This is a genomic window from Noviherbaspirillum saxi, from assembly GCF_003591035.1.
Classification (GTDB): domain Bacteria; phylum Pseudomonadota; class Gammaproteobacteria; order Burkholderiales; family Burkholderiaceae_D; genus Noviherbaspirillum; species Noviherbaspirillum saxi.
Genome location: NZ_QYUO01000001.1, coordinates 1,289,767 through 1,312,581 on the forward strand (window position 1 = coordinate 1,289,767; position 22,815 = coordinate 1,312,581).

The following is a 22,815-nucleotide window of genomic DNA, read 5'->3' on the forward strand; positions in this document are numbered from 1 at the left end:
GCTATGGGTCATCATAGGTTGTATCAGAGGAAGCATACTCAGGAGCCTTACGTGGTTTTGGACAATACGGCATCGGTTGGCGCGGCGGCAGGAACGGCCACTGCGGCCGGTCTGGATGCGGGCGACACGGCTGTCAACGCGCGCGACCGCTTGCTGCGAAAGATCAGTGCCGAAGCAGACTTGCCGGCGCTTGGCAGTTCGGTATCGCGCGTTGTGCAGATGGCATCATCGGATGACGAAGCGGTACGCGATCTGGCGCACTTCATTCTTTCCGATGTCGCGCTCACGCAAAAGGTACTGCGCGTCGCCAATACGGTGTCGTATCGCACCTCATCCGGGACGCCGGTCACGACGGTGTCCAAGGCGATTTTCCTGCTCGGCTTCGAAGTCGTGAAGACGACAGCGCTGGCCATGCTGCTGGTCGATGGCATGTCGACCAAGCACGCCAAGAATGTACGCACCGAACTGAATCATGCATTATGCGCCAGCATCGTTGGACGCGAAATGGCGCGTCGCAGCCAGTACAGGGATGCGGAAGAGGCGGCCATTGCTGCTCTGTTCAAGAACATAGGACGGCTATTGGTCGCATCGCACGACCATCGCTTGTACAGCGAAATTTCACGTCTGGTCGAAAGCGGCAAATTCACGCCGGCACAGGCTTCGATGCAGGTTCTCGGATGCAGCTTCGACCTGTTGGGCGAAGCGGTGCTGCGTGAGTGGAATATCCCCGAAACCATCGTACTCGCACTGGCCTCGCCACCGGCAGGCGTACTCAAGCCGGCCAAGGCGCGGCAGGAATGGCTGCAGCAGGTCGCCGCTTTCAGTTCGGCGGCGGCGCGCCTGATCCCGGACATGAATGAACCAGGGCAGGATGCCGCAGCCAAGGCAGTGCTGACGCGTTTCGGACATGCGCTCAATCTTGATCAGGCAAAGCTCGGCCAACTGTTTGCCAGCGTAGCCGAGGAAACCCGGGTCCTCGCCAGCAATGCACAGCTCACGATGCAGACGGATGAGCATGTTGAAGCGGCAAGTGCAATTGCAGGCGATTCCAAGACTGTTGCGCCGGGCTCCGCGAGCGACGCCACTGATACAGGCCTGCCGAGCGAGTTGCTGCTCGATCTGCTTGATGACAATCAGCCGCTTCAGGTCAGCGATCGCCATGCCAGCGGCAAGCCGATGAATGCGCGCGACCTGCTGCTGGCCGGGGTACAGGATGTGACGCATATGATGGCGTCAGGACGCTGCAAGGTGAATGACTTGCTGCTGCTGGTGCTGGAAACGCTGTATGGCAGCATGGGTTTTCGTTTTGCCACGATCTGCCTGAAAGATATGCAGACACAGCAATTCCGCGCGCGTATTTCGATGGGAGACAATCACGCCGCAAGACAGGCCGGTTTTGCTTTTCCAATTGCGTCTGCACGCGACCTGTTTCATCTGGCGATGGACAATGATGCCGATCTGATGATTTCGGATGCCAGCGCGCCGAAGATCCGCGATCTGCTGCCGGCATGGCATCGTTCGCTGTTACCGGATGCGCGCAGCTTCATCGTGTTGCCCATGGTCGTGCAAAAGAAACAGCTGGGCCTGTTTTATGCAGACCGCACTCAATGTGCGCCGGAAGGCGTGCCGCCGGATGAAACTGCTTTGATCAAGACCTTGAAGGGGCAGGTACTGACTGCGCTGCAATCGCGATAAGGCAAGGGTCGCATTCCGCGCCGGTAGCGGGGAGCAGGTTTGCTCCGGAGCCCACTCGTATTCGGCAATCTTCCGTTCAGCGCAGGAAGAGATAGGCGCTACTCGCGACCGCGACAGCTGTTGCGGCGCCTATGGCAACCGCGCGCAGGCGAAGCGTGCCGAACTGCGCAATCCATTCGGGACCGGAAGCGGCAGCCGAAGGCAGCTCCAGCCGGACGCGCCGTCGAGCGCGTCTTTCCTTCAAGAGATAGCGCTTGAGGTCCAGTGCCATTTCCTCTGCGGTCTGATAGCGTTTTTCCGGGCGCTTGGCCATTGCCTTCATGACGATGTGCGACAGGGCGGCGGGAATCCGCGCGTCGATTTCGGTTAACCGCGGCACGGCCTTGTATGCAATCTGCTGAAGCAGCTTGTCGGCCCGTTCGGCCTGGAAGGGCGTGCGGCCGGTAAGCATTTCATAGGCCACTGCGCCGAGCGAATAAATATCGGTCCGGCTGTCGACGGGTTTGCCTGCAGCCTGTTCCGGCGACATGTAGTTCGGCGTGCCCAGCAACCGATTATTGCCGATCATCGTGTACGGTTCGTCGGGCGGCGCATCGCGTTCCGCAAGCCGGTTGGGTGAGCGTGCAATGCCGAAGTCGATCAGCTTGGGATGGTCGTCCTTCACGATGAAGATATTGGATGGTTTGATATCGCGGTGAATGACTTCGCGCGAGTGCGCATGATGCAAGGCATCGGCGATTTTCCATGCAATGGACGCTACCTGATCCGGCGTATAACGATGCCCGCTTTCCAGGATGCGGTTGAGTTCGCGCCCCTGCAGATATTCCATCGCCAGATAGGTTGTGCCGCCTTCGCTCGATGCATCATAGATCGTCACAATGTGCGGATGCGACAGGCGCCCGGCCGCCCGCGCCTCGTTGATGAATTGCCGTTCGAAGCGGTTCTTTTCCGCCACGCCGAGACGGGGAGTGAAAGTCTTTACTGCGATATCGCGCGCGATGACCGGATCATGCGCCAGATAAACGCAGCCTGCCGTACCTCTTCCCAGTTCGCGCGTCACGCAAAATCGCCCGATCCTGCTATTGGCAGGGAGGCTGGGAGAAAACACGGTTTGTACGGGCGTCATGATGCGTGAGGATGCCGTGAAGTTTTATTTTTGGCAAGCAATACGCGTAATGCTTGCATTGTATTTTTAATAAATGCCCGGCGACGACCATCTGTCTGGAGTCTTGTGCGTACTCCTGGTTATTTCGCGCCTCGAAACGGGCTGTGTTCGTTTAGTTCATCGAGATAGGCATCGATGCCATCGGCTTCACGTTCAAGATAACGTTCTATGGCATCGGCAAAAGCAGGATGGGCCAGCCAGTGCGCGGACCAGGTTTTTTGCGGCAAGAAGCCGCGCGCCATCTTGTGTTCCCCCTGTGCTCCGCCTTCGAAGCAGGCGATCCGGCGATCGATACAGAACTCCAGCGGCTGGTAATACGCTGTTTCGAAATGCAGGCAGGGTACTTCCTCTATCGCTCCCCAATAGCGGCCGTACAAGGTGGCGGCATCGTGGATGAGCAGCGATGATGCAAGCGGTTTGCCTTCGCGTTCTGCGACCACCAACAGGATATTGTCCGGCATGGAAGCGCCTATGCGCCGGAAGAAGTCCAGGTTCAGATAGGGTGTCGAATAATGCGCGGCATAGGTCTGGTCGTAGCAACGCTTGAAAAAACGCCAGTCCGCATCGACCGCCTCGCAGCCAGCGATGCGGCGGAAACGGATGCCTGCTTCCGCGACCTTGCGGCGTTCGGCGCGGATATTCTTGCGCTTCTTGCGATCCAGCGTCTCGATGAATTCATCGAAGCTGCGGTATCCCTGATTCAGCCAATGGAATTGCACGCCGCTGCGCAGCATGAAGCCCGCCGCCTGCAATGCCTGCGCTTCAGCTTCTGGCGGAAACAGAACATGCGTCGACGACAGTTCATTGGCGACTTGTAGCGTGGTAAGCGACTCGATCAGCGCTGCCCTTGCTGCGGGATTGCGCGCCAGCAACCGGTTACCTGAAACCGGCGTAAAGGGAATGGCCGACAATAGCTTGGGGTAGTACGGCAGGCCATTGCGCTTGTAGGCGTCCGCCCATGCCCAGTCGAATACATATTCGCCGTAAGAATGGGATTTGACATACAGCGGCAAGGCCGCTTCAAGTGTATCTGCGTGCCAAAGCGTCAGGTATTGCGGCTGCCAGCCGGAATCGGCGGACGCCGACCCGGATTCATGCAAGGCATCCAGAAAAGCGAAGGAAAGAAAAGGCGTGCTGTCCGCTTGCCCAAAGACAAGAGAATCCCATGCCGTCTGGCCGATCTCCGAAAGAGAAGAGACGATTCGCGTGCGATAATTCACTATTGATATTTAACTATGTAACTGTCCGGTTTGATGCTGTCGTCATAGGCCCATAGGGCAGGCAAAGCTGACATTGCCCGGTCATTCTACGCAAAAACCGTTCAAGCATTCGACGATGGCAAGAGCGTGACTTTGTGAAAATTCGACATACACCATCACGATGGAAACAGGGCGCTCATAGTCTGCCACCGGTCTCCGTCGTTTTCTTGAGGTAACGCCAAAAGATGAGCAAGCCATTCTTCAGCATCTATTCCCACGATTTCGCACGCGTTGCCGTAGGCGTGCCGCGTTGCCGCGTCGCCGACCCGGCCGCCAATGCTGCGGAAACGCTTGCACTTGCCGCGGAAGCCGAGAAGAACGGTGCCGCCCTTGTGGCATTTCCCGAACTGGGCTTGTCCGCATATACCTGCGACGACCTGTTTCATCAGCGCGCGCTGCTCGATGCCTGCGTCGATGCCTTGGCTACCGTCGTCAAGGCGTCTGAAAATCTCTCCATTGCCATGGTGGTCGGGCTTCCGCTGCGCGTTGAACACCTGCTGTTCAACTGCGCGGTCGTCGTATCGGGCGGACGGATACATGGTGTCGTGCCGAAGAGTTATTTGCCGAATTACGGCGAGTTTTACGAGGCACGGCAGTTCAGTCCGGCCGACAGCGCGATGACTACTGACATGATGCTATGCGGGCAGACCGTGCCGTTCGGCGCTGCCCTGATTTTCGAAGCAGCAAACCTGCCGCTCTTCAAATTTCATGTGGAGATCTGCGAAGATGTATGGGTTCCGATTCCTCCGTCTTCGTTTGCGGCGCTTGCCGGCGCCACCGTGCTCGTCAATCTGTCCGCATCCAATATCGTTGTCGGCAAATCGGGATACCGCCATCAACTGGTGTCGCAGCAATCAGCGCGCTGCTTGTCCGCCTATCTTTACTCGTCCGCAGGCAAGGGCGAGTCGTCGACCGACATGGCTTGGGATGGGCAGGCGCTGATTTATGAGAATGGCGAAATGCTAGCGGAGTCGGAACGGTTTTCGGATGACTCGCACTTGATTTACGCCGACGTGGACCTCGAGCGATTATCTCGGGAGCGCATGCGGACCAGCACCTTCGGGCACTCGGTGCGACGGCACCGCGATGAAGTAGCGGCGTTCAGGCATGTTTCCTTTCACCTTGATCTACCGGTCGAGAAAACCTATCCGCTCAAGCGCAACGTCGAGCGATTTCCCTATGTACCTGCCGATTCCAGGCGGCGCAATGAGCGTTGCGAAGAGGTCTACAACATCCAGGTACAGGCTCTGGTTCAACGCCTGTCGGCCTCCGGTATATCGAAGGTGGTGATCGGCGTATCGGGCGGACTGGACTCGACGCATGCCTTGCTGGTCTGCGCCAAGGCGATGGATCGCCTTGGCCTGCCGCGCACCAACATCATCGGCGTCACCATGCCGGGCTTCGCTACCAGCGACAGGACGCTGCTGCAGGCGAGGCAGTTGATGGAAGTTGTCGGTTGTTCCGCCAGCGAAATCGATATCCGGCCAAGCTGCCTGCAAATGCTGAAAGACCTGGGACATCCGTATAGCGAAGGCAAGGAAGAGTACGACATCACCTTTGAAAACGTACAGGCCGGGGAACGCACCAATCATTTGTTCCGCATCGCCAATTTCCGCAACGGGATCGTGATCGGAACCGGCGACCTGAGCGAACTGGCGTTGGGATGGTGCACCTATGGTGTTGGCGATCATATGTCGCACTACAACGTGAACGCCAGCGTTCCCAAGACTCTGATCACCCACCTCGTGCGCTGGGTCGCCGAGACCGGGCAGATCGGCAATTCCGGTTCTGACGTGCTGATCAATGTTCTGGATACCGATATCAGCCCTGAGCTTGTGCCCGGCAAATCCAGCAATCGTCCCGAGCAAAAGACGGAAAGCGTGATCGGTCCGTATGAGCTGCAGGACTTCAATCTCTACTACACGCTGCGGTTTGGATTCGCGCCGACCAAGGTGGCGTTTCTCGCGCTCTCAGCGTGGGGCGACCGCGAGGCGGGCCGTTGGCCGGAGGAGGTGCATGTCACCCGTAACGAGTATGACCTGGGAGCGATCAAGCGCAACCTCGGCATCTTCCTGCATCGATTCTTCAAGACCAGCCAGTTCAAGCGTTCCTGCGTGCCCAATGCGCCCAAGGTCGGCTCCGGCGGCTCCTTGTCTCCGCGCGGAGACTGGCGCGCTCCCAGCGATTCGGAAGCCACGGTATGGCTGGACGAGTTGAAGAATATTCCCGAGCAGTGAGTTTCGGCGGTCCGTATAGGCGTGACTATCGGGACAAAGTCGATGTAAGAAGGTATTCTCTTGCAATTGCCGCAGGATTTTGTGAGTGACTTATCAAAGAAGGAGCTGTTATGAAGCTGATTACCGCAGTCATCAAACCTTTCAAGCTGGACGAAGTGCGCGAAGCGCTTGGTGAAATCGGCGTGACCGGCCTGACTGTCACTGAAGTAAAGGGATTCGGCCGTCAGAAAGGCCATACCGAGCTGTACCGTGGTGCGGAGTATGTGGTCGATTTCCTGCCCAAGGTCAAGATCGAGGCAGTCGTCGACGACAAGCAGGTTGAGCAGGCAGTCGACGCGATCATCAAGGCGGCCCGTACCGGCAAGATCGGCGACGGCAAGATCTTTGTGCGCGATGTCGAACAGGTGATTCGCATTCGCACCGGTGAAACAGGACCGGACGCGGTTTAAGATAGCTTTCAGGAGCGGTGTGGAAGGGTAGTAAAAGCGTAGTGACGAGCTCGCGGATACCCGCCATATCCGCCGCAGTTCACTTGAGGTCCGCTCTTCGGTTGACTTTAGCTCATCCGGATCACTCCGAGACCGTTTTACAGGCGTTTCCAGCTGGACTGCCTCACTCCAGCCGCACACCCCGATGCCAGGTAAGCAGCCGCGCCACCACAATGGCGAGCGCGCTGGTCCATAAAGAAAAATCCGGCGGAACGCCGGTTTTTTGCATCAGCAGATACATCCAGCAGCCGCCGAACGAACAGATTGCATAAGGCTTCCCGTCGCGCAGCACCATCGGGATTTCATTGCAGACGATATCGCGCAGCACGCCGCCGAAGATTCCAGTAATTACTCCCATCATCGATGCGATAAAAATCGGCATGCCGGCTTCCAATGCCTGCGACACGCCTACGATGGAGAAGAGACCAAGGCCGAGCGCATCGGCGACCACGATCAGACGCTCGGAAATAATCTTGCGCAATGTCCGAATGGCCGGGACGGCAACCAAGGCAAGCAGGAAGATCAGGATTGCGTATTCCTGATGGGTCACCCAGAACAGCGGCCGCTTGTCGAGCAGGATGTCGCGCAAGGTGCCGCCGCCAAATGCAGTGATGAACGCCACGGTAAAGACCCCGACCACGTCCATCCGCTTGCTGCGCGCTTCGATGAAGCCGGAAAAGGCGCCCACGAGAATGGCGAGGATCTCAAGGATCTTGATCAGGGACATGCGAGGCAGATGAAGTGGCCGATGTCCGCATCATACTGGGGAAGGGTAGGAAAGCAAACCGGCGTGCAACGAGGAGCCTGCCTGCCCTGGCGTGCATGAAGAAGGCGTAATCGCGATAATGCTAAGCCTTCAGCAACACCACCAACGCGCCCGCTCCGCCGTCAGCCGCACGCGCCTGGCAAAAGGCAATGACCTCTTCTTTTTGCACCAGCCAGCTGCGCACCTTGCTCTTCAGGACCGGTTCCTTGTTCACCGAGCCGAGACCCTTGCCATGGATCACGCGCACGCAACGAACGCCGCGCTTGACTGCATTGCGCAGAAACTCGGCCAGTGCTTCGCGCGCCTCTTCCCGGCGCATGCCGTGCAGGTCCAGCTGCGACTGGATCACCCAGTGGCCGCGCCGCAATTTGCGCAATGTATCAGGACCGATGTTACTGCGCGCATAGCTCAGCGCTTCGTCGGTATCGAGCAGGGTGTCGACATTAAATTCATCGGAAAGCGATTCGGCCAGTGCGGCCTGTTCGTCGGCGAGGTGCTGGCGTGCGATCGGCAGCGGGCGTGCCGGAGGGGATTCCGCCTTATCGTGGGATGCCAATGGCGCAACTTCACCGATGGACCGGCGAAACAGGTCGGCGTCGCGCCGGTTCTCGTGTTCGCGCCGAAGACGTTCCTCTTCGGCAGCCTTGCGTGCATCTTCCTGTGCCTTCAGTTCCGCGCGAAGCGATTTGAGCGAGGCAAAATCCTTGATGGGGCCGGACATGTCGGTAATTCCTTTGACCGCAGGCGCTCGGGTTGAATTGAGCGGGCCTGCCGCTTGCTGCTTGCACGGAATCCACAATGCAGATTCCGTGCCCAACCGGTGTCAGCCTTCCAGGCTTTCCAGGTAGCGTTGTGCATCCAGTGCGGCCATGCAGCCGGTGCCGGCGCTGGTGATGGCCTGGCGGTAGACATGGTCCTGCACGTCGCCGGAGGCAAATACGCCGGGAATGCTGGTCGCCGTCGCCATACCCTCAAGGCCGGTCCTGGTCTTGATGTAGCCGTTGTGCATCTCGAGCTGACCTTCGAAGATGCCGGTATTCGGCTTGTGGCCGATGGCGATGAACAGGCCGTGCACGTCAAGCTTGCGGGTCTCGCCATCCTTGACCGACTTGATTCTGATCCCCGTCACGCCGCTGTCGTCGCCAAGCACTTCATCGAGTGTGTGGTCCCATTTGACTTCGATCTTGCCTTCGGCAACCTTGGCCATCAAACGATCGACCAAGATCGGTTCTGCACGGAACTTGTTGCGGCGATGGATGAGCGTCACTTTGGTCGCGATATTGGAGAGGTACAGCGCTTCCTCGACCGCGGTATTGCCGCCGCCGACCACGGCCACGTTCTGCCCCTTGTAGAAGAAGCCATCGCAGGTTGCGCAGGCCGACACGCCCTTGCCCATGAAGGCTTCTTCCGACGCCAGGCCCAGATATTGCGCAGATGCGCCGGTTGCAATGATCAGCGAGTCGCAGGTGTATTCGCCGGAATCGCCGATCAGGCGCATCGGCTTTTCCGTCAGTTTCGCGGTATGGATGTAATCGAAAATGACATCGGTATTGAAACGTTCGGCATGCTGCAGCAGGCGCTGCATCAGCTCCGGACCCTGCACGCCCATCGGATCGCCCGGCCAGTTTTCAACATCGGTGGTTGTCATGAGCTGGCCGCCTTGTTCGACGCCGGTGATCAGGACCGGCTTCAGGTTGGCGCGCGCGGCGTAGACGGCCGCGCTATAGCCGGCCGGACCGGAACCGAGGATGAGAACGTTGGCGTGTTTGGTGGTTGCCATGGCAGTGTGGGAGTAAGGAGTTGACAAATAATGCGCGATAAATCAAGAAAATACGCAAGTAAAAACGCAGCAAAAGTGCGTGGGGCGCGATGAAAGCGGCGCCTTTGCGATGCATATGTCGCCAAAAGGCAAAATTTCAACAGCTCATCAGTATTGCACCCGAAAAACTGGTTAAGATTATAGACGAACATGCCTTGCGAGGCGGAGCGCCGACCGAATTCCGCTTATCTCCCGCCCGAACGCGGCTCTTCCCCGAATCTAATCTATGACCCGAACAAGCCAAGCCTATACTCGAAATACCAGCGCGCAGGAGGCCAATCCGCTTCCCGGCCGACTGGTGCGGCTGCTGTCGGAAGCGCGCTGGTTCGTGCTTGCCGTCGTTACCGTCTATCTCGTCCTGATTTTCATGACGTATGACAAAACCGATCCGGGCTGGTCACAAGCCAATGTAGTGCCGCACCTGCATAACTGGGGTGGCCGCATTGGCGCATGGCTGGCCGATCTGATGCTGTTCATCTTTGGCTTTTCCGCCTGGTGGTGCTGCGTATTTCTCTTGCGGTCGGTGCTCAAGGGTTACCGCCGGTTATCGCAGCGCTTCCTGCTCCAGACTGAACCCGAACCCGAACATCATCATGAAGTCTGGGTGCGCGCGATCGGCTTTGTCCTGATGTTGCTGGGCAGCGTAGCGATCGAATATCTGCGCATGTATTCCCTCAAGGCGGATTTGCCGCGCAAACCCGGCGGCGTGCTGGGCGAGTTGATCGGGGGCGCGGCCCAGCATGCGTTCGGCTTTACCGGCGCGACGTTGTTCCTGCTGCTTCTCTTTGGTGTTGGCTTCAGCCTGTTCTTCCAGGTGTCCTGGCTGGCGGTGGCCGAACGGATTGGCGGCGTCATCGAAAATGCGGTCAGCCGGGTGCAAAGCCTGTATTCGGCGCGTGAAGATCGCAAAGTTGGCCAGGTCGCCGCAGTCAAGCGGGAAGAAGTGGTCGTGCAGGAGCGCGCCAAGATCGTCGAAGCGCCGCCGATCCGCATCGAGCCGCAAGTCGTCGCGGTGCCGAAATCGGAGCGCGTCGAAAAGGAAAAGCAGGTCTCGCTGTTTGCCGATTTGCCCGACACCAACCTGCCGCCGCTGGCGCTGCTGGATGAACCGCCGCCGGCACAGGAAACCGTCAGTGTCGAAACCCTGGAATTCACCAGCCGCCTGATCGAAAAGAAACTCTCCGACTTCGGCGTCGAAGCCAAGGTGGTGGCAGCGTATCCCGGCCCGGTGATTACCCGTTACGAGATTGAGCCGGCTACCGGCGTCAAGGGTAGCCAGATCGTCAACCTGGCGCGCGACTTGGCGCGATCGCTATCGCTGACCTCGATTCGCGTGGTCGAAACCATTCCCGGTAAGAATTACATGGGACTGGAACTGCCCAACCCGAAACGGCAGATCGTGCGCCTGACCGAAATCCTCGGTTCCAAGGTGTACAACGATAGTGCGTCATCGCTGACAGTCGCGCTCGGCAAGGACATCGCCGGTCATCCCGTGGTCGCCGATCTGGCAAAGATGCCGCACCTGCTGGTCGCCGGCACCACCGGTTCCGGTAAATCGGTCGGTATCAATGCGACGATCCTGTCGCTGCTTTACAAGTCCGACCCGAACAATGTGCGCATGATTCTGATCGACCCGAAGATGCTGGAAATGTCGGTCTATGAAGGCATTCCGCACCTGCTGGCGCCGGTCGTGACCGACATGCGTCAGGCCGGTCATGCGTTGAACTGGGCGGTGGCCGAAATGGAGCGCCGCTACAAGCTGATGTCCAAGCTGGGCGTACGTAACCTCGCCGGCTACAACACCAAGATCGCCGATGCGGAAAAGAAGGAAGAAAAAATTCCCAATCCGTTCAGCCTGACGCCGGATGCGCCTGAGCCGCTGGAAAAGCTGCCGACGATCGTCATCATCATCGATGAATTGGCCGACCTGATGATGGTGGTTGGCAAGAAGGTCGAAGAACTGATTGCGCGTATTGCGCAAAAGGCGCGCGCCGCCGGCATTCACCTGATCCTGGCTACCCAGCGTCCGTCGGTCGACGTGATTACCGGCCTGATCAAGGCCAATATTCCGACCCGCATTGCCTTCCAGGTCAGCAGCAAGATCGACTCGCGTACCATTCTCGACCAAATGGGCGCGGAAGCGCTGCTTGGCATGGGCGACATGCTGTACATGCCGCCGGGAACCGGCTTGCCGGTGCGAGTGCATGGAGCCTTTGTATCGGATGACGAAGTGCATCGCGTGGTCGAGCACCTCAAGGCCCAGGGGGAACCGAATTACATTGAAGGAATCCTAGAGGGAGGCGTAGCCGAAGAGGGCGGTGATGCTGCATTCGGCGGGGAAGTAGCCGCAGGCGGCGGAGAATCCGACAATCTCTACGACCAGGCGGTTGCCGTGGTCTTGAAGAATCGCCGCGCTTCGATCTCGCTGGTGCAGCGGCATTTGCGTATCGGCTACAATCGCGCAGCCCGGCTTTTGGAACAAATGGAGCAAAGCGGTTTGGTTTCCTCGATGCAATCCAATGGCAACCGCGAAATTCTTGTTCCGGCCGGCAATACCCAGGAATAGGATAACGCTTTGAACCGGACTCAATCCCGCAACTTCAATATCAACAAGGCAGCCGCCATTTGCGCCGCTGCCTTTGCGTTGGCTTTACCCGCCTTGGCCAGTGCCTCGGCGCTCGATCAATTCAAATCCTTTGTGTCAACGACCAAGTCGGCAAAAGGAGAGTTTTCGCAACGTCAGGTCAAGATGACGGACGGCAGCGCAAAGATTTCCAATCAGTCGACCGGGACCTTCATCTTTGCCCGTCCCGGCAAGTTCATCTGGACCTATCAAAAGCCCTATGAACAGCTGTTGCAGGCGGATGGCGAAAAACTGTACATCTACGACAAGGACCTCAACCAGGTGACGGTACGCCAGCTCGGCAACGCGCTTGGCTCGTCGCCGGCAGCGATCCTGTTCGGCAGCAACGACCTGGAAAAGAACTTTACGCTGAAGGAGGCCGGCACCAAGGACGGCCTGGAGTGGCTGGAAGCGACGCCCAAGACCAAGGACACCACCTTTGACCGCATCGGCATCGGCCTCAAGGATGGCGTGCCGATGGCGATGGAATTGCGTGATTCCTTCGGCCAGGTGTCGCTGCTGACATTCAAGAAATTCGAAAAGAATCCGGCCATGGCCGCCGACCAGTTCCGCTTTGCGGTGCCTAAAGGCGCCGACGTGTTTCAGCAATGATGGCAGACGGCGCAAAGGCGCCGTCTTCGTTTGCAGTCAAAAGAAGAAAGGCGGGGCAGACCCGCTCCCCGACATGAATTCCATTCCGCTCGCCGAAAGGCTACGCCCGCAAACGCTCGATGACGTGATCGGTCAACAGCATCTGCTCGGTCCCGGTAAACCCTTGCGCGTCGCCTTCGAGTCAGGCGAGCCGCATTCCATGATTCTCTGGGGACCGCCCGGCGTTGGCAAAACGACGCTGGCGCGGCTCATGGCCGACAGTTTCAACGCCGAGTTCATCGCGCTGTCCGCAGTCCTGTCGGGCGTCAAGGACATCCGCGAAGCGGTCGAGCGGGCGCAGATCGTGCGCGCCAATTCCGGACGCCGGACCATTCTGTTCGTCGATGAAGTGCACCGCTTCAACAAGAGCCAGCAGGATGCGTTTTTGCCGCATGTGGAAAGCGGCTTGTTTACCTTCATCGGCGCGACTACCGAAAATCCCTCGTTCGAGGTCAATGGGGCGTTGTTGTCGCGTGCTGCGGTATATGTTTTGAAATCTTTGTCCGACGAAGATCTCGATGCGCTGATCGACCGGGCCTGCATACAGGAACTCGACGGACTGGATTTCGCGCCGGAGGCAAAATCGACGCTGGTGGCCAGCGCTGATGGCGACGGCCGCAAGCTGTTGAATAACCTTGAAATCGTCGCTCGCGCGGCTGCCTCGAAGGGGCAGGACGAGGTCGATGAAGCATTGCTGGGGACTGCGCTTGCCGAGAACCTGCGCCGCTTCGACAAGGGAGGCGATGCTTTCTACGACCAGATATCGGCCTTGCACAAGAGCGTACGCGGTTCCAATCCCGATGCCGCGCTGTACTGGTTCTGCCGCATGATAGACGGCGGCGCCGACCCGAGATATCTGTCGCGGCGCATAGTCCGGATGGCCTGGGAAGACATCGGCATTGCCGATCCGCGCGCCATGCAGATTGCGAACGATGCGGCGGCTACCTATGAACGACTCGGCTCGCCCGAAGGAGAGCTGGCGCTCGCGCAGGCGCTGATTTACCTATCGATGGCAGCCAAGAGCAATGCCGGTTACAACGCCTACAACGAGGCAAAAGCCTTCGTGAAGCAGGACAAATCGCGCCAGGTGCCGGTGCACTTGCGCAATGCCCCGACCAAGCTGATGAAGGAACTCGGCTATGGTCATGAATACCGTTATGCGCATGATGAGCCGAACGCGTATGCCGCCGGAGAAAGCTATCTGCCGGACGGCATGCGAGAGCCGCGCTGGTACCGGCCGACAGACCGCGGGCTCGAAGCCAAGATAGGCGACAAGCTGAACTGGTTAAGAGACCTTGATGCAAAGGCAGGCAAGAAATAAGAAGGCGTGATGGCTTGAAACCATCACGCCTTTTTGCAATTTCAGCCCGCCCCTTTACTGTCAGCGCAAGGCTTCCACCATCTTTTCCAGCTTGACCACGTCCGCGCAGAACAGGCGTATGCCCTCGGACAGTTTTTCCGTTCCCATTGCATCGTCGTTCAGCATGTAACGGAAGGTTTTTTCATCCAGCGTCAGTTTCTGCAGGTCTGCCGATTTGGCCTCGTCCGTACTGAGCTTGCGTGCAACAGGCGCATCGCTGTCCGCCAGTTTTTGCAGTAGATCGGGGCTGATGGTCAGCAGGTCGCAGCCAGCCAGTTCGACGATCTGCGAAGTGTTGCGGAAGCTTGCACCCATGACTTCGGTTTTGTAGCCGAACTTGCGGTAGTAGTTGTAAATGCGCTTGACCGACTGCACGCCCGGATCGTCCGCGCCTGTATATTCCTGGCCGGTCGACTTTTTGTACCAGTCATAGATGCGACCGACGAAGGGCGAGATCAGCTGGACTTGCGCATCCGCGCAAGCGATTGCCTGCGGCAGTGAAAACAGCAGGGTCATGTTGCAGCGTATGCCTTCCTTTTCCAACACTTCGGCTGCACGAATGCCTTCCCAGGTCGACGCAATCTTGATCAGAATGCGTTCGCGCGGGATGCCGGCGGCTTCATAGAGCGCGATCAGGGCGCGCCCCTTGGTGATCGTACCTTCGGTATCGAAGGAAAGGCGAGCATCGGTTTCGGTGGATACGCGTCCGGGAATGATTTTCAGGATCGCGGTGCCGAATGCCACCAGCAGGCGATCGATGATGTCGCCAGTCGGTTTGCCTGCATTGTCGCGTACCGCCTGTTCCAGCAGCGGACGATAGTCGTCTTTCTGCACCGCTTTCAGGATGAGCGAAGGATTGGTGGTGGCGTCGCGCGGCGCGAAGGCCTGAATCGACTGGAAATCCCCGGTGTCGGCGACGATGGTGGTGTACTGCTTCAGTTGTTCAAGCTGGTTCATGGAAGTCGGGCAAAAAGTCGAACGGAAAACTGCATGATAACCGCATAGCAAGCCCTTGGTTAGATATGCATCAGGACAACTTTCGTTTGCTGTGTCGCTAAATCTTTGGCGGATGACGCAGGAACGAGTCGAATTGCATATCCAGCTTTTGCAATGCTTTTTGCGCATTCTGCATCTTTTTGCGGAATTCGGGGCCGCCTTTCAAGGCGAGTCCCACCGCCAGAATATCGATCACCACCAGATGCGCAAGACGCGCCGAAATCGGCGTATAGGGATCAATGTTGAAGCTGAGATCGATCGGCACCAGCACTGTGGCCAGGTCCGACAGTGGCGTGCCGCTCGGCGTTAGCGCGACGACGTCGGCGCCGACCTTGCGCGCCAGCTGTACGCTGTGCAGCAGCGAAGTACTGTTGCCGCGTTGGGAGATCGCCACCACTGTATCGCCTTTTTTCAAAAGCGCCGCGGAGATTGCATGGATATGCGGATCGGCATAGGCAACCGTGGGCACGCCGGACCGGAAAAACTTGTGCTGCGCGTCGGCGGCAACGATACCCGAGGTTCCCTGGCCCCAGAATTCGATCTTGTGCGAACGCGCCAGAACATCCAGCGCACGCTCGATGGCCGCCGGCTGCAGGTTGTTGCGCAGGTCGAGCAAGGTGTTGATCGAGCGGCTGCAGATTTTGTTGACCAGATCGGCCGCCAAGTCGTCCTGCAGCGGCGATTCGTCGCCTTGCGGCAGTGCCAGCGCCAGAGTCTGCGCAAGCTTGAGCTTGAATTCATGCCAGCCGTCATAGCCGAGCGCGCGGCAAAACCGCACCACGGTCGGCTCCGAAACCTGGGCATTCTTCGCGAGCGCGGTGATGTTGCCGGACACCGCAAGGTCGGGGTTTTTGAGTACGACCAGCGCTACTTTCTTTTCCGACTTGGAAAGCGCGTCGAGCTGGGTGCGGATGGAGTCGAGCAGCATGGCTTACATTTCAGGGTTGAATTCGTCCCGCCATTGTATGTCGTCGCGGGTGAACAAGGCAGCAGGCATTACCCCGAATGCTATCGCAGCGAGCCGCGCGCTCCAGGTTCCCATTCGTCTGCAGAAGGACTCATTTTCCAAGCGCAGCTTTCGCCCGAGCGATCAGTCCATTGGTGGAACTGTCATGCGCTTCAGGACGCAAACTGCCATTGATTTCCGGTTCAATGTTTTTTGCCAGGACTTTGCCCAGTTCGACGCCCCATTGGTCGAAACTGTTGATGCCCCATACCACGCCTTGCACGAAGACCTTGTGCTCATATAGGGCAATTAGCGCGCCCAGGGTAGGGGGAGTCAATTGATCCATCAGAATGGTGTTGCTAGGCCGGTTGCCGGGAAATACCTTGTGCGGCAGCAGTGCCGCTAGCTCGTCGTCGGTTATTCCTTGCGATGCGAGTTCCGCGCGTACCTCGGCAGCGTCCTTGCCGCGCATCAGCGCCTCCGACTGTGCGAAGCAATTGGCCAGCAGTACCGCATGATGCACAGGCAGAACATGAGTGGGTTTGAGCGCTGCAATGAAGTCGACCGGCACCATGTCGGTCCCCAGATGCAGCAACTGGAAATAGGCGTGCTGCCCATTGGTGCCCACATCGCCCCAGACCAGCGGACCGGTGGCAATATCGACCGGATTGCCGATCATCGAAACCTGCTTGCCGTTGCTTTCCATATCAAGCTGCTGCAGATAGGCGGGAAACTGGGCCAGATCTTGATGGTAAGGCGCGATCGATAGCGAGCCGCACTGGAAGAAGTTGCGATACCACACGCCGAGCATGCCGAGAATCACCGGCATATTGCGCTCAAGCGGCGCGGTACGAAAATGCCTGTCCATTTCGTGCGCGCCGGCAAGAAATTCCCTGAAGCCGTCGATGCCTATCGCAAGCGCCACAGGCAATCCGATGGCGGACCAGACCGAGTAGCGACCGCCTACCCAATCCCAAAACGGAAACATGTTCTCGGTATCGATGCCGAATTCGGCGACTGCTTTTGCATTGGTCGATACCGCGACAAAATGCTTCGCAAGCTCGGCTTCGTTGCCGGTTTGCAGGAACCAGTCGCGCGCCGATTGCGCGTTCAGCATGGTTTCTCGCGTGGTGAAGGTTTTCGATGCAACGACGAACAGCGTAGTGTCGGGATCCAACTTGGCCAATACGGCGTCCAGATCGTGCCCGTCGACATTGGCGACAAAGTGCAGGTTCAAGCCTTGCTTCGCACGGCTGCGTAGCGCGCGGCATACCATTTCCGGTCCAAGGTCCGAGCCGCCGATGCCGATGTTCACTATGTCGGTAATCGGTCTGGAACTGCGGCCCAGCCACTTTCCTGATCGAACCCGCTCCGCAAACTCGCCGACATGGTCGAGCACTGCATGAACCTCTTGCATCACCTCCTGTCCATTGACGACCAGCTTCCTATCACGCGGCGCGCGCAATGCGGTATGCAAGACCGAGCGGCCTTCCGTAGTATTAATCTTTTCGCCGGCAAACATTGCATCCCGATGCTCTTCAACATGGCGTTCCCGCGCCAGCTCCATGAGCAAGGAGAGCGTCGTATCGTCCAGTCGGTTCTTGGAATAGTCGAGAAAGAGTCCGGCTGCGTCGAGCGACATGCGGGAAAAGCGTTCAGGCTGATGCGAAAACAGATCGCGCATATGCCAGTCGCTTGCATCATCGTAATGTCGGCGCAATGCCTGAAAGGCGGGGGCGTCAGTGAGCGGAATCAGGTGCATGGTGAAGGATTGGAGGCTGGACAATGAATCGGCATCGCGTTGAACTATACAATATTCTTTGGTAATTTCACTACATAATATTGCAGTCTGCCTTGCTGGTTCTTGAGTTTTCTCATTGAAATTTCTCACTTTCTCTCTCGAAATCCTGCGCTGTTTTTTTGCAAGAGTTTGAGGGCACCAATGTTTCAATGCTCGGCCGTTATGAGAAATGCGTAGTAAAATTACGAAATTACAAGCGGAGCAAGATCATGTCACTTCATCCCGTCATTCATGCCGTCACCCGGCGCATCATCGAACGCAGCAAGCCTTATCGCTCGGCCTACCTTGCCAGGATAGAGGCGGCCCGCCTGCAAGGTGTGCACCGCGGCGCTCTGGCCTGCACCAACCTCGCACACGGTTTTGCAGCTTTTTCCGCTGACGACAAGCTCAAACTCAAAGAACAAAAAGCGCCGTCGGTCGCAATCGTCTCGGCATACAACGACATGCTGTCGGCGCACCAGCCGTTCGAACGATTTCCTCCCATCATCAAACAAGCGGTGCGAGATGCGGGAGGCGTCGCCCAATTCGCAGGCGGCACGCCAGCCATGTGCGACGGCGTTACCCAGGGTCAGCCTGGCATGGAACTGTCCCTGTTTTCCCGCGATACGATCGCCATGTCCACTGCAGTTGCACTGTCGCATAATATGTTCGACGCTGCCGTATATCTTGGCGTCTGCGACAAGATCGTGCCCGGCCTGCTGATCGGCGCGCTGCACTTCGGTCATTTGCCGGCGGTATTCATTCCTGCGGGGCCCATGACGACCGGTATATCCAATTCCGAAAAAGCCAAGGTGCGCCAGCTTTATGCGCAAGGCAAACTAGGGCGTGAAGCTCTGCTGGAGTCCGAATCGCAGTCCTATCACGGCGCCGGTACCTGCACCTTTTACGGCACGGCCAACAGCAACCAGATGTTGATGGAAGTCATGGGATTGCATTTGCCCGGCACCGCCTTCGTCACACCGAATACCGACTTGCGCGATGCATTGACTGCCGCCGCCGCGCGCCGCGCAGTCGATATCAGCCAGCAGGGCAAGGAATATATTCCCATAGGGCGCATCGTCGATGAAAAGGCGATTGTGAATGCCATCGTGGCCTTGCTGGCGACGGGCGGATCAACCAACCACACGCTGCACCTGGTGGCGATGGCGCGCGCCGCGGGTATCGTGATCGACTGGAACGATTTCGATGAACTGTCGGGTGTCGTGCCGCTGCTCACCCGCATCTATCCGAACGGCGAAGCCGACGTCAATCACTTCCATGCCGCTGGCGGCACCGGCTTTGTCATCCGCGAACTGCTGGATGGCGGACGGCTGCATGAAGATGTAACCACCGTGATGGGGCAGGGCTTGCGCGCGCATTGCGCAGAGCCTTTCCTCGACGGCGATACGGTGACATGGAAGGCGCCGCCCGCAGCCAGCGCCGATATCAATGTCTTGCGCACCGTACAGCAACCGTTTTCCGCCGATGGCGGTTTGCGTCTGCTGTCCGGCAACCTCGGCCGCTCGGTCATCAAGGTTTCCGCAGTCAAGCCGCAGCACCGCGTGGTCGAAGCGCCGGCCCTGGTCTTCAATTCTCAGGAAGATTTCATGGATGCCTATAAGACGGGCAAGCTGGATCGCGATTTTGTGGCCGTGGTCCGCTTCCAGGGGCCACGCGCAAATGGCATGCCGGAGCTGCATGCGATGACGCCGGCGTTGGCCAACCTGCAGGATGCGGGACGGCGTGTCGCGCTGGTGACCGATGGACGCATGTCGGGTGCATCGGGCAAGGTTCCCGCCGCCATTCATGTCACCCCCGAAGTGCTGGCTGGCGGTCCCTTGGGCCGGGTGCGCGACGGCGACCTGATTCGCCTGGATGCCGAAGCAGGCACTCTGCAGGCACTGGTCGCCGAATCCGAATGGAATGCACGCACCATCGCCACCGGCGACCTGTCGGCCAGCCATGTCGGGATGGGGCGCGAATTATTTGCCGTGTTCCGCAGCGCGGTCAGTGCTGCGGAAGAAGGCGCGGCCAATTTCGGCCTGCCGCCGCCGCTCAACATGCCGCAAGAGCAGGATAATCCGCTTGCGGTGCCCGAGCAGCAGTCGTTCTCGGATGAAGATTCCCTTATCACCCGTCGCTAATTCACTTTCAACAGATCATGAACCTCCTCGATATCATGCGTAGTTCGCCGGTCATTCCGGTCATCGCCATCGATCGCATTGAAGATGCCGTCCCGCTGGCCCAAGCTTTGGTCGCAGGCGGTATTCGCGTGCTGGAAGTTACCCTGCGTACCGAGCACGGATTGCCGGCAATCCGCGCCATGGTCGACCAGGTGCCGGACGCTTTCGTCGGCGTCGGCACGCTCACCCAGCCGGATGAGTTTCGTGCCGCCCGCGATGCCGGTGCGGCATTCGGCGTGTCGCCGGGATTGACACCGAGCCTGATCGACGCGGCGAAGTCCAGCGGACTGCCTTTGCTGCCCGGTGTCATGTCGCCGTCGGAAGTCATGGCGGCGCGCGAAGCCGGGTTCCGTCAGCTCAAGCTGTTCCCTGCCGTCCCGGCGGGTGGTATCGGCATGCTCAATGCGATCGCCGGGCCGCTGCCAGACGTCACGTTCTGCCCGACCGGCGGCATTTCGCAGGAAACGGCGTCGCAATTCCTGGCCTGTAAAAATGTGGCCTGTGTCGGTGGTTCATGGCTGACGCCCAAGGAAGTGATACGGGCGGGGGATTGGGCAATGATTACTTCGCTGGCGGCTGCGGCGGCCAGCTTGGGCAAATAGCCTGCCTGCTACGCGGTTTTTCTGCCTTCGGTGTACACCATCACGCAGTTCCGGCCCGACCGTTTAGCCTGATACAAGGCGCGGTCGGCCGCGTGGACCAGGCTACTGGTCGCCGTTGTGTGTTCCGGCACCAGCGTGCTGACACCGACGCTGATGGTCACATGCTTCGCCACGCCGGAAAAGCCGTGTTCGACGCCGAGAGCCTCGACTTCCGCACGCATCGCTTCCGCGACTTGCAAGGCGCCGTCGGCGCTCGTGTCCGGCAGGATCACGGTGAACTCTTCGCCGCCGTAGCGTGCGACCAGGTCGCGCGCGCGATTGAGAACGCGTACGAGGGCGCCGGCAATCGTTACCAGGCAATCGTCGCCGCGCTGATGGCCATAGTTGTCGTTGAAATCCTTGAAGGAATCGACGTCGATCATGAGCAGCGAGATCGCCGATGCATTCCGCTTCGCGCGGCGGAATTCATCGTCCAGGTGCAGGTCGAAGCGCCGGCGGTTGGCAATGCCGGTCAATCCGTCGACCAGTGTTTGTGATTCCAGTTCGACCGCCATTTCGCGCAACTTGCGCTCGCGCGAGACCGCCATGCTGACATCGGAAATCTGTACCAGGCAATGCCGCGGCAAGTCATCCACTGCCAGCGGCATCACGTGCACCGCCTGCTGCATGCGCACGCCGTTGGCGGCATCGGCAGGACTGGCAAACAGCGGGAAGGGCGCCTTGTTCAGTGTTTGAGAAAGAAGGGACGCGAAGTTGTGCTGCAGGGCGGTATCGATCGCGACGTGGGTGCGGCCATTGACCATGTCCGAGAAGATGTCGGAAAACCGCCTGCCCAGCACCGCTGAAGCGGCCAGATGCGAGTGCTGCTCCATCCAGTGGTTCCACAGCACGACCCGCTGCTCGGCATCGAACACGATGATGCCGGCACGGACCGCCTTCAGCACACCTTGTAGCAAGCTTTGCATGAAATCTCTTTCGACGTTTAGTGTAGTGTTTCACTCTTCTTGAGACATAAAAGTGCGTCTTTCACGCCGACTCTTCGTTGCACATCCTCGCAATAGCTCGCTATTGCTGCGGTGTGCGCCTCGATTCGCCGCGAAATCCATCACTTTTATCAGTCTCAATCTACGTGAAACACTACACTAGACGGTCAGCTTGGCCAAATAGCCGTCAATGTATTGTTGCAGGTCGTGCAACGCTGGCATGTCGAGCAGGAAGGCCACATAACCGTAGATCAGGTGGCGCTCGATATTGAAATCGATCTTCAGCGTCAGCACCATGCCATCCCATTCCTTGCCGGCCTGGCCGAGGATGTCATCGCCGGTGCCGACGTGGTACATCGGCAGCGAGCCCTGCAGCTCGCGTCCCGAGGCATTGGCCAGCGTCGCCATGCAGGAGTTCAGGATGATGTTGCCGATCTCGCTCATGGCTTCCTGTTCCATCTCGCTCAATTCTTCCAGCGAGAGGCTCTGGCCAACCATCAGCCGGACAATTTCCAGGCTTTTCTCTTCCGGGAACATCAGGAAGGCTTCGGTATTGAATGCGCCGTCGAAGCGCTGCGCGATGGCGCAGATGCGCCGGCCTTCGTTGCTGCCCAATGTCCTCGCCACTTCGGCCCGGCTTTGGAACAGCACCATGGGCACCGACATCGTGACTTCTTCCTTCACGATGCGACTCATCGCTGCGGCAGCCTGCCCAACGCCCTGGTTGAAAATTTCCACCAGCGCGTCATGCTGAAGGTCGGTGAGCTTGAACATTACGAGTCTTTGAAGGAAGCGATGATCTGGTCGATACGGGCTTCGGTAATCGGCTTTTCGGCAAAGCCGATGCCCATGATCCTAGCCTTGTCGCGGATGGAATCCTGGACATTGGCAGTCAACAGCGTAATGCGTGCGGTCGGGCATTTGGCCTGGATTTTTTCGACAGCCGCCAGGCCACCCATTCCGGGCATGTTCAGATCCAGCAGCACCAGGTTCGGCGTGACGGTATCAAGCCTTTCGATCGCTTCTTCGCCGCTGGCCGCCTCGGCAATAATCCATCCCGGTTGCTTCTGCAAGAGGAATTGCCGGGACAGCATGCGCGACACCTTGCTGTCGTCCACCACCAATACGGTTGTCATTTTCACATCGATTCAGAACGGATTTATACAGATAATGCATTACAGCAAGTCTACCATTCGATTGCCTTGGGTCGGGCATGTCCTTGGATAAAAAAGCTGATTCTGCACGTGCGAGCCCGTAAAATA

At 58.5% G+C, this 22,815-nt stretch carries 19 protein-coding genes; 8 read left to right on the top strand and 11 right to left on the bottom strand.

Features of this window, described 5'->3' with window-relative positions; genetic code table 11:
- Positions 1-51 precede the first annotated feature (51 nt).
- Entirely contained in the window at positions 52-1,695 is a 1,644-nt protein-coding gene (locus D3871_RS06150) for an HDOD domain-containing protein (protein WP_233575529.1), read from the top strand.
- 76 nt (positions 1,696-1,771) lie between these two features.
- Here D3871_RS06150 and D3871_RS06155 read toward each other — a convergent pair whose 3' ends face one another.
- Positions 1,772-2,755, bottom strand: coding sequence for a serine/threonine-protein kinase (locus D3871_RS06155; protein ID WP_233575530.1), 984 nt, complete (start codon positions 2,753-2,755; stop codon positions 1,772-1,774).
- Between the two features lie 185 nt (positions 2,756-2,940).
- Entirely contained in the window at positions 2,941-4,080 is a 1,140-nt protein-coding gene (locus tag D3871_RS06160) for a GNAT family N-acetyltransferase (RefSeq protein ID WP_119768085.1), read from the bottom strand.
- Positions 4,081-4,304: 224 nt separating this feature from the next.
- On the opposite strand from D3871_RS06160, the gene D3871_RS06165 reads away from it, so the two are divergent.
- Together D3871_RS06165 and D3871_RS06170 are read left to right on the top strand one after the other, a co-directional pair.
- Positions 4,305-6,356, top strand: coding sequence for an NAD(+) synthase (locus tag D3871_RS06165; protein WP_119768086.1), 2,052 nt, complete (start codon positions 4,305-4,307; stop codon positions 6,354-6,356).
- A gap of 110 nt (positions 6,357-6,466) precedes the next feature.
- Positions 6,467-6,805, top strand: coding sequence for a P-II family nitrogen regulator (locus D3871_RS06170; protein ID WP_119768087.1), 339 nt, complete (start codon positions 6,467-6,469; stop codon positions 6,803-6,805).
- Positions 6,806-6,968: 163 nt separating this feature from the next.
- On the opposite strand, the gene D3871_RS06175 is transcribed toward D3871_RS06170, so the two are convergent.
- The 3 genes from D3871_RS06175 to trxB all read right to left on the bottom strand — a co-directional run bounded on the left by D3871_RS06175 (position 6,969) and on the right by trxB (position 9,390).
- Complete coding sequence (locus D3871_RS06175) at positions 6,969-7,571, bottom strand: trimeric intracellular cation channel family protein (protein ID WP_119768088.1); 603 nt, start codon at positions 7,569-7,571, stop codon at positions 6,969-6,971.
- 121 nt (positions 7,572-7,692) lie between these two features.
- The gene (locus D3871_RS06180) at positions 7,693-8,331 is read right to left on the bottom strand and encodes a Smr/MutS family protein (RefSeq protein WP_119769929.1); all 639 of its coding nucleotides are present in this window, start codon (positions 8,329-8,331) and stop codon (positions 7,693-7,695) included.
- 102 nt (positions 8,332-8,433) lie between these two features.
- On the bottom strand, positions 8,434-9,390 hold the full coding sequence (trxB, locus tag D3871_RS06185; RefSeq protein WP_119768089.1) for a thioredoxin-disulfide reductase: 957 nt from the start codon (positions 9,388-9,390) through the stop codon (positions 8,434-8,436).
- Between the two features lie 265 nt (positions 9,391-9,655).
- On the opposite strand from trxB, the gene D3871_RS06190 reads away from it, so the two are divergent.
- The 3 genes from D3871_RS06190 (at position 9,656) to D3871_RS06200 (ending at position 14,024) form a co-directional block, all read left to right on the top strand.
- Positions 9,656-11,995 (top strand): DNA translocase FtsK, encoded by a 2,340-nt coding sequence (locus tag D3871_RS06190; RefSeq protein ID WP_119768090.1) that lies wholly within the window; start codon positions 9,656-9,658, stop codon positions 11,993-11,995.
- Between the two features lie 39 nt (positions 11,996-12,034).
- On the top strand, positions 12,035-12,664 hold the full coding sequence (lolA, locus tag D3871_RS06195) for an outer membrane lipoprotein chaperone LolA (RefSeq protein ID WP_274381746.1): 630 nt from the start codon (positions 12,035-12,037) through the stop codon (positions 12,662-12,664).
- Positions 12,665-12,737: 73 nt separating this feature from the next.
- Positions 12,738-14,024 carry a replication-associated recombination protein A gene (locus D3871_RS06200; protein WP_119768092.1) on the top strand — a complete coding sequence of 429 codons (1,287 nt, stop codon included), beginning with the start codon at positions 12,738-12,740 and terminating at the stop codon, positions 14,022-14,024.
- A gap of 60 nt (positions 14,025-14,084) precedes the next feature.
- Here D3871_RS06200 and tal read toward each other — a convergent pair whose 3' ends face one another.
- The 3 genes from tal to pgi form a co-directional block, all read right to left on the bottom strand.
- Positions 14,085-15,020, bottom strand: a complete 936-nt coding sequence (gene tal / locus D3871_RS06205; RefSeq protein ID WP_119768093.1) for a transaldolase — start codon at positions 15,018-15,020, stop codon at positions 14,085-14,087.
- 97 nt (positions 15,021-15,117) lie between these two features.
- Positions 15,118-15,987: an SIS domain-containing protein gene (locus tag D3871_RS06210; protein WP_119768094.1), complete on the bottom strand. Its 870-nt coding sequence runs from the start codon at positions 15,985-15,987 to the stop codon at positions 15,118-15,120.
- Between the two features lie 130 nt (positions 15,988-16,117).
- Positions 16,118-17,767 carry a glucose-6-phosphate isomerase gene (gene pgi / locus D3871_RS06215; protein WP_119768095.1) on the bottom strand — a complete coding sequence of 550 codons (1,650 nt, stop codon included), beginning with the start codon at positions 17,765-17,767 and terminating at the stop codon, positions 16,118-16,120.
- A 248-nt stretch (positions 17,768-18,015) separates the two neighbouring features.
- On the opposite strand from pgi, the gene edd reads away from it, so the two are divergent.
- Positions 18,016-19,929, top strand: a complete 1,914-nt coding sequence (gene edd / locus D3871_RS06220; RefSeq protein WP_119769930.1) for a phosphogluconate dehydratase — start codon at positions 18,016-18,018, stop codon at positions 19,927-19,929.
- Positions 19,930-19,946: 17 nt separating this feature from the next.
- A complete protein-coding gene (gene eda / locus D3871_RS06225; protein ID WP_199724734.1) occupies positions 19,947-20,570 on the top strand; it encodes a bifunctional 4-hydroxy-2-oxoglutarate aldolase/2-dehydro-3-deoxy-phosphogluconate aldolase in 624 nt (207 codons plus the stop codon).
- An 8-nt stretch (positions 20,571-20,578) separates the two neighbouring features.
- On the opposite strand, the gene D3871_RS06230 is transcribed toward eda, so the two are convergent.
- The 3 genes from D3871_RS06230 to D3871_RS06240 all read right to left on the bottom strand — a co-directional run bounded on the left by D3871_RS06230 (position 20,579) and on the right by D3871_RS06240 (position 22,689).
- Positions 20,579-21,535: a diguanylate cyclase gene (locus D3871_RS06230; protein WP_119768097.1), complete on the bottom strand. Its 957-nt coding sequence runs from the start codon at positions 21,533-21,535 to the stop codon at positions 20,579-20,581.
- 177 nt (positions 21,536-21,712) lie between these two features.
- A complete protein-coding gene (locus D3871_RS06235; protein ID WP_119768098.1) occupies positions 21,713-22,327 on the bottom strand; it encodes a chemotaxis protein CheC in 615 nt (204 codons plus the stop codon).
- Positions 22,327-22,689: a response regulator gene (locus D3871_RS06240; RefSeq protein WP_119768099.1), complete on the bottom strand. Its 363-nt coding sequence runs from the start codon at positions 22,687-22,689 to the stop codon at positions 22,327-22,329. Before D3871_RS06240 ends, D3871_RS06235 begins: the two co-directional genes overlap by 1 nt.
- Positions 22,690-22,815 lie beyond the last annotated feature (126 nt).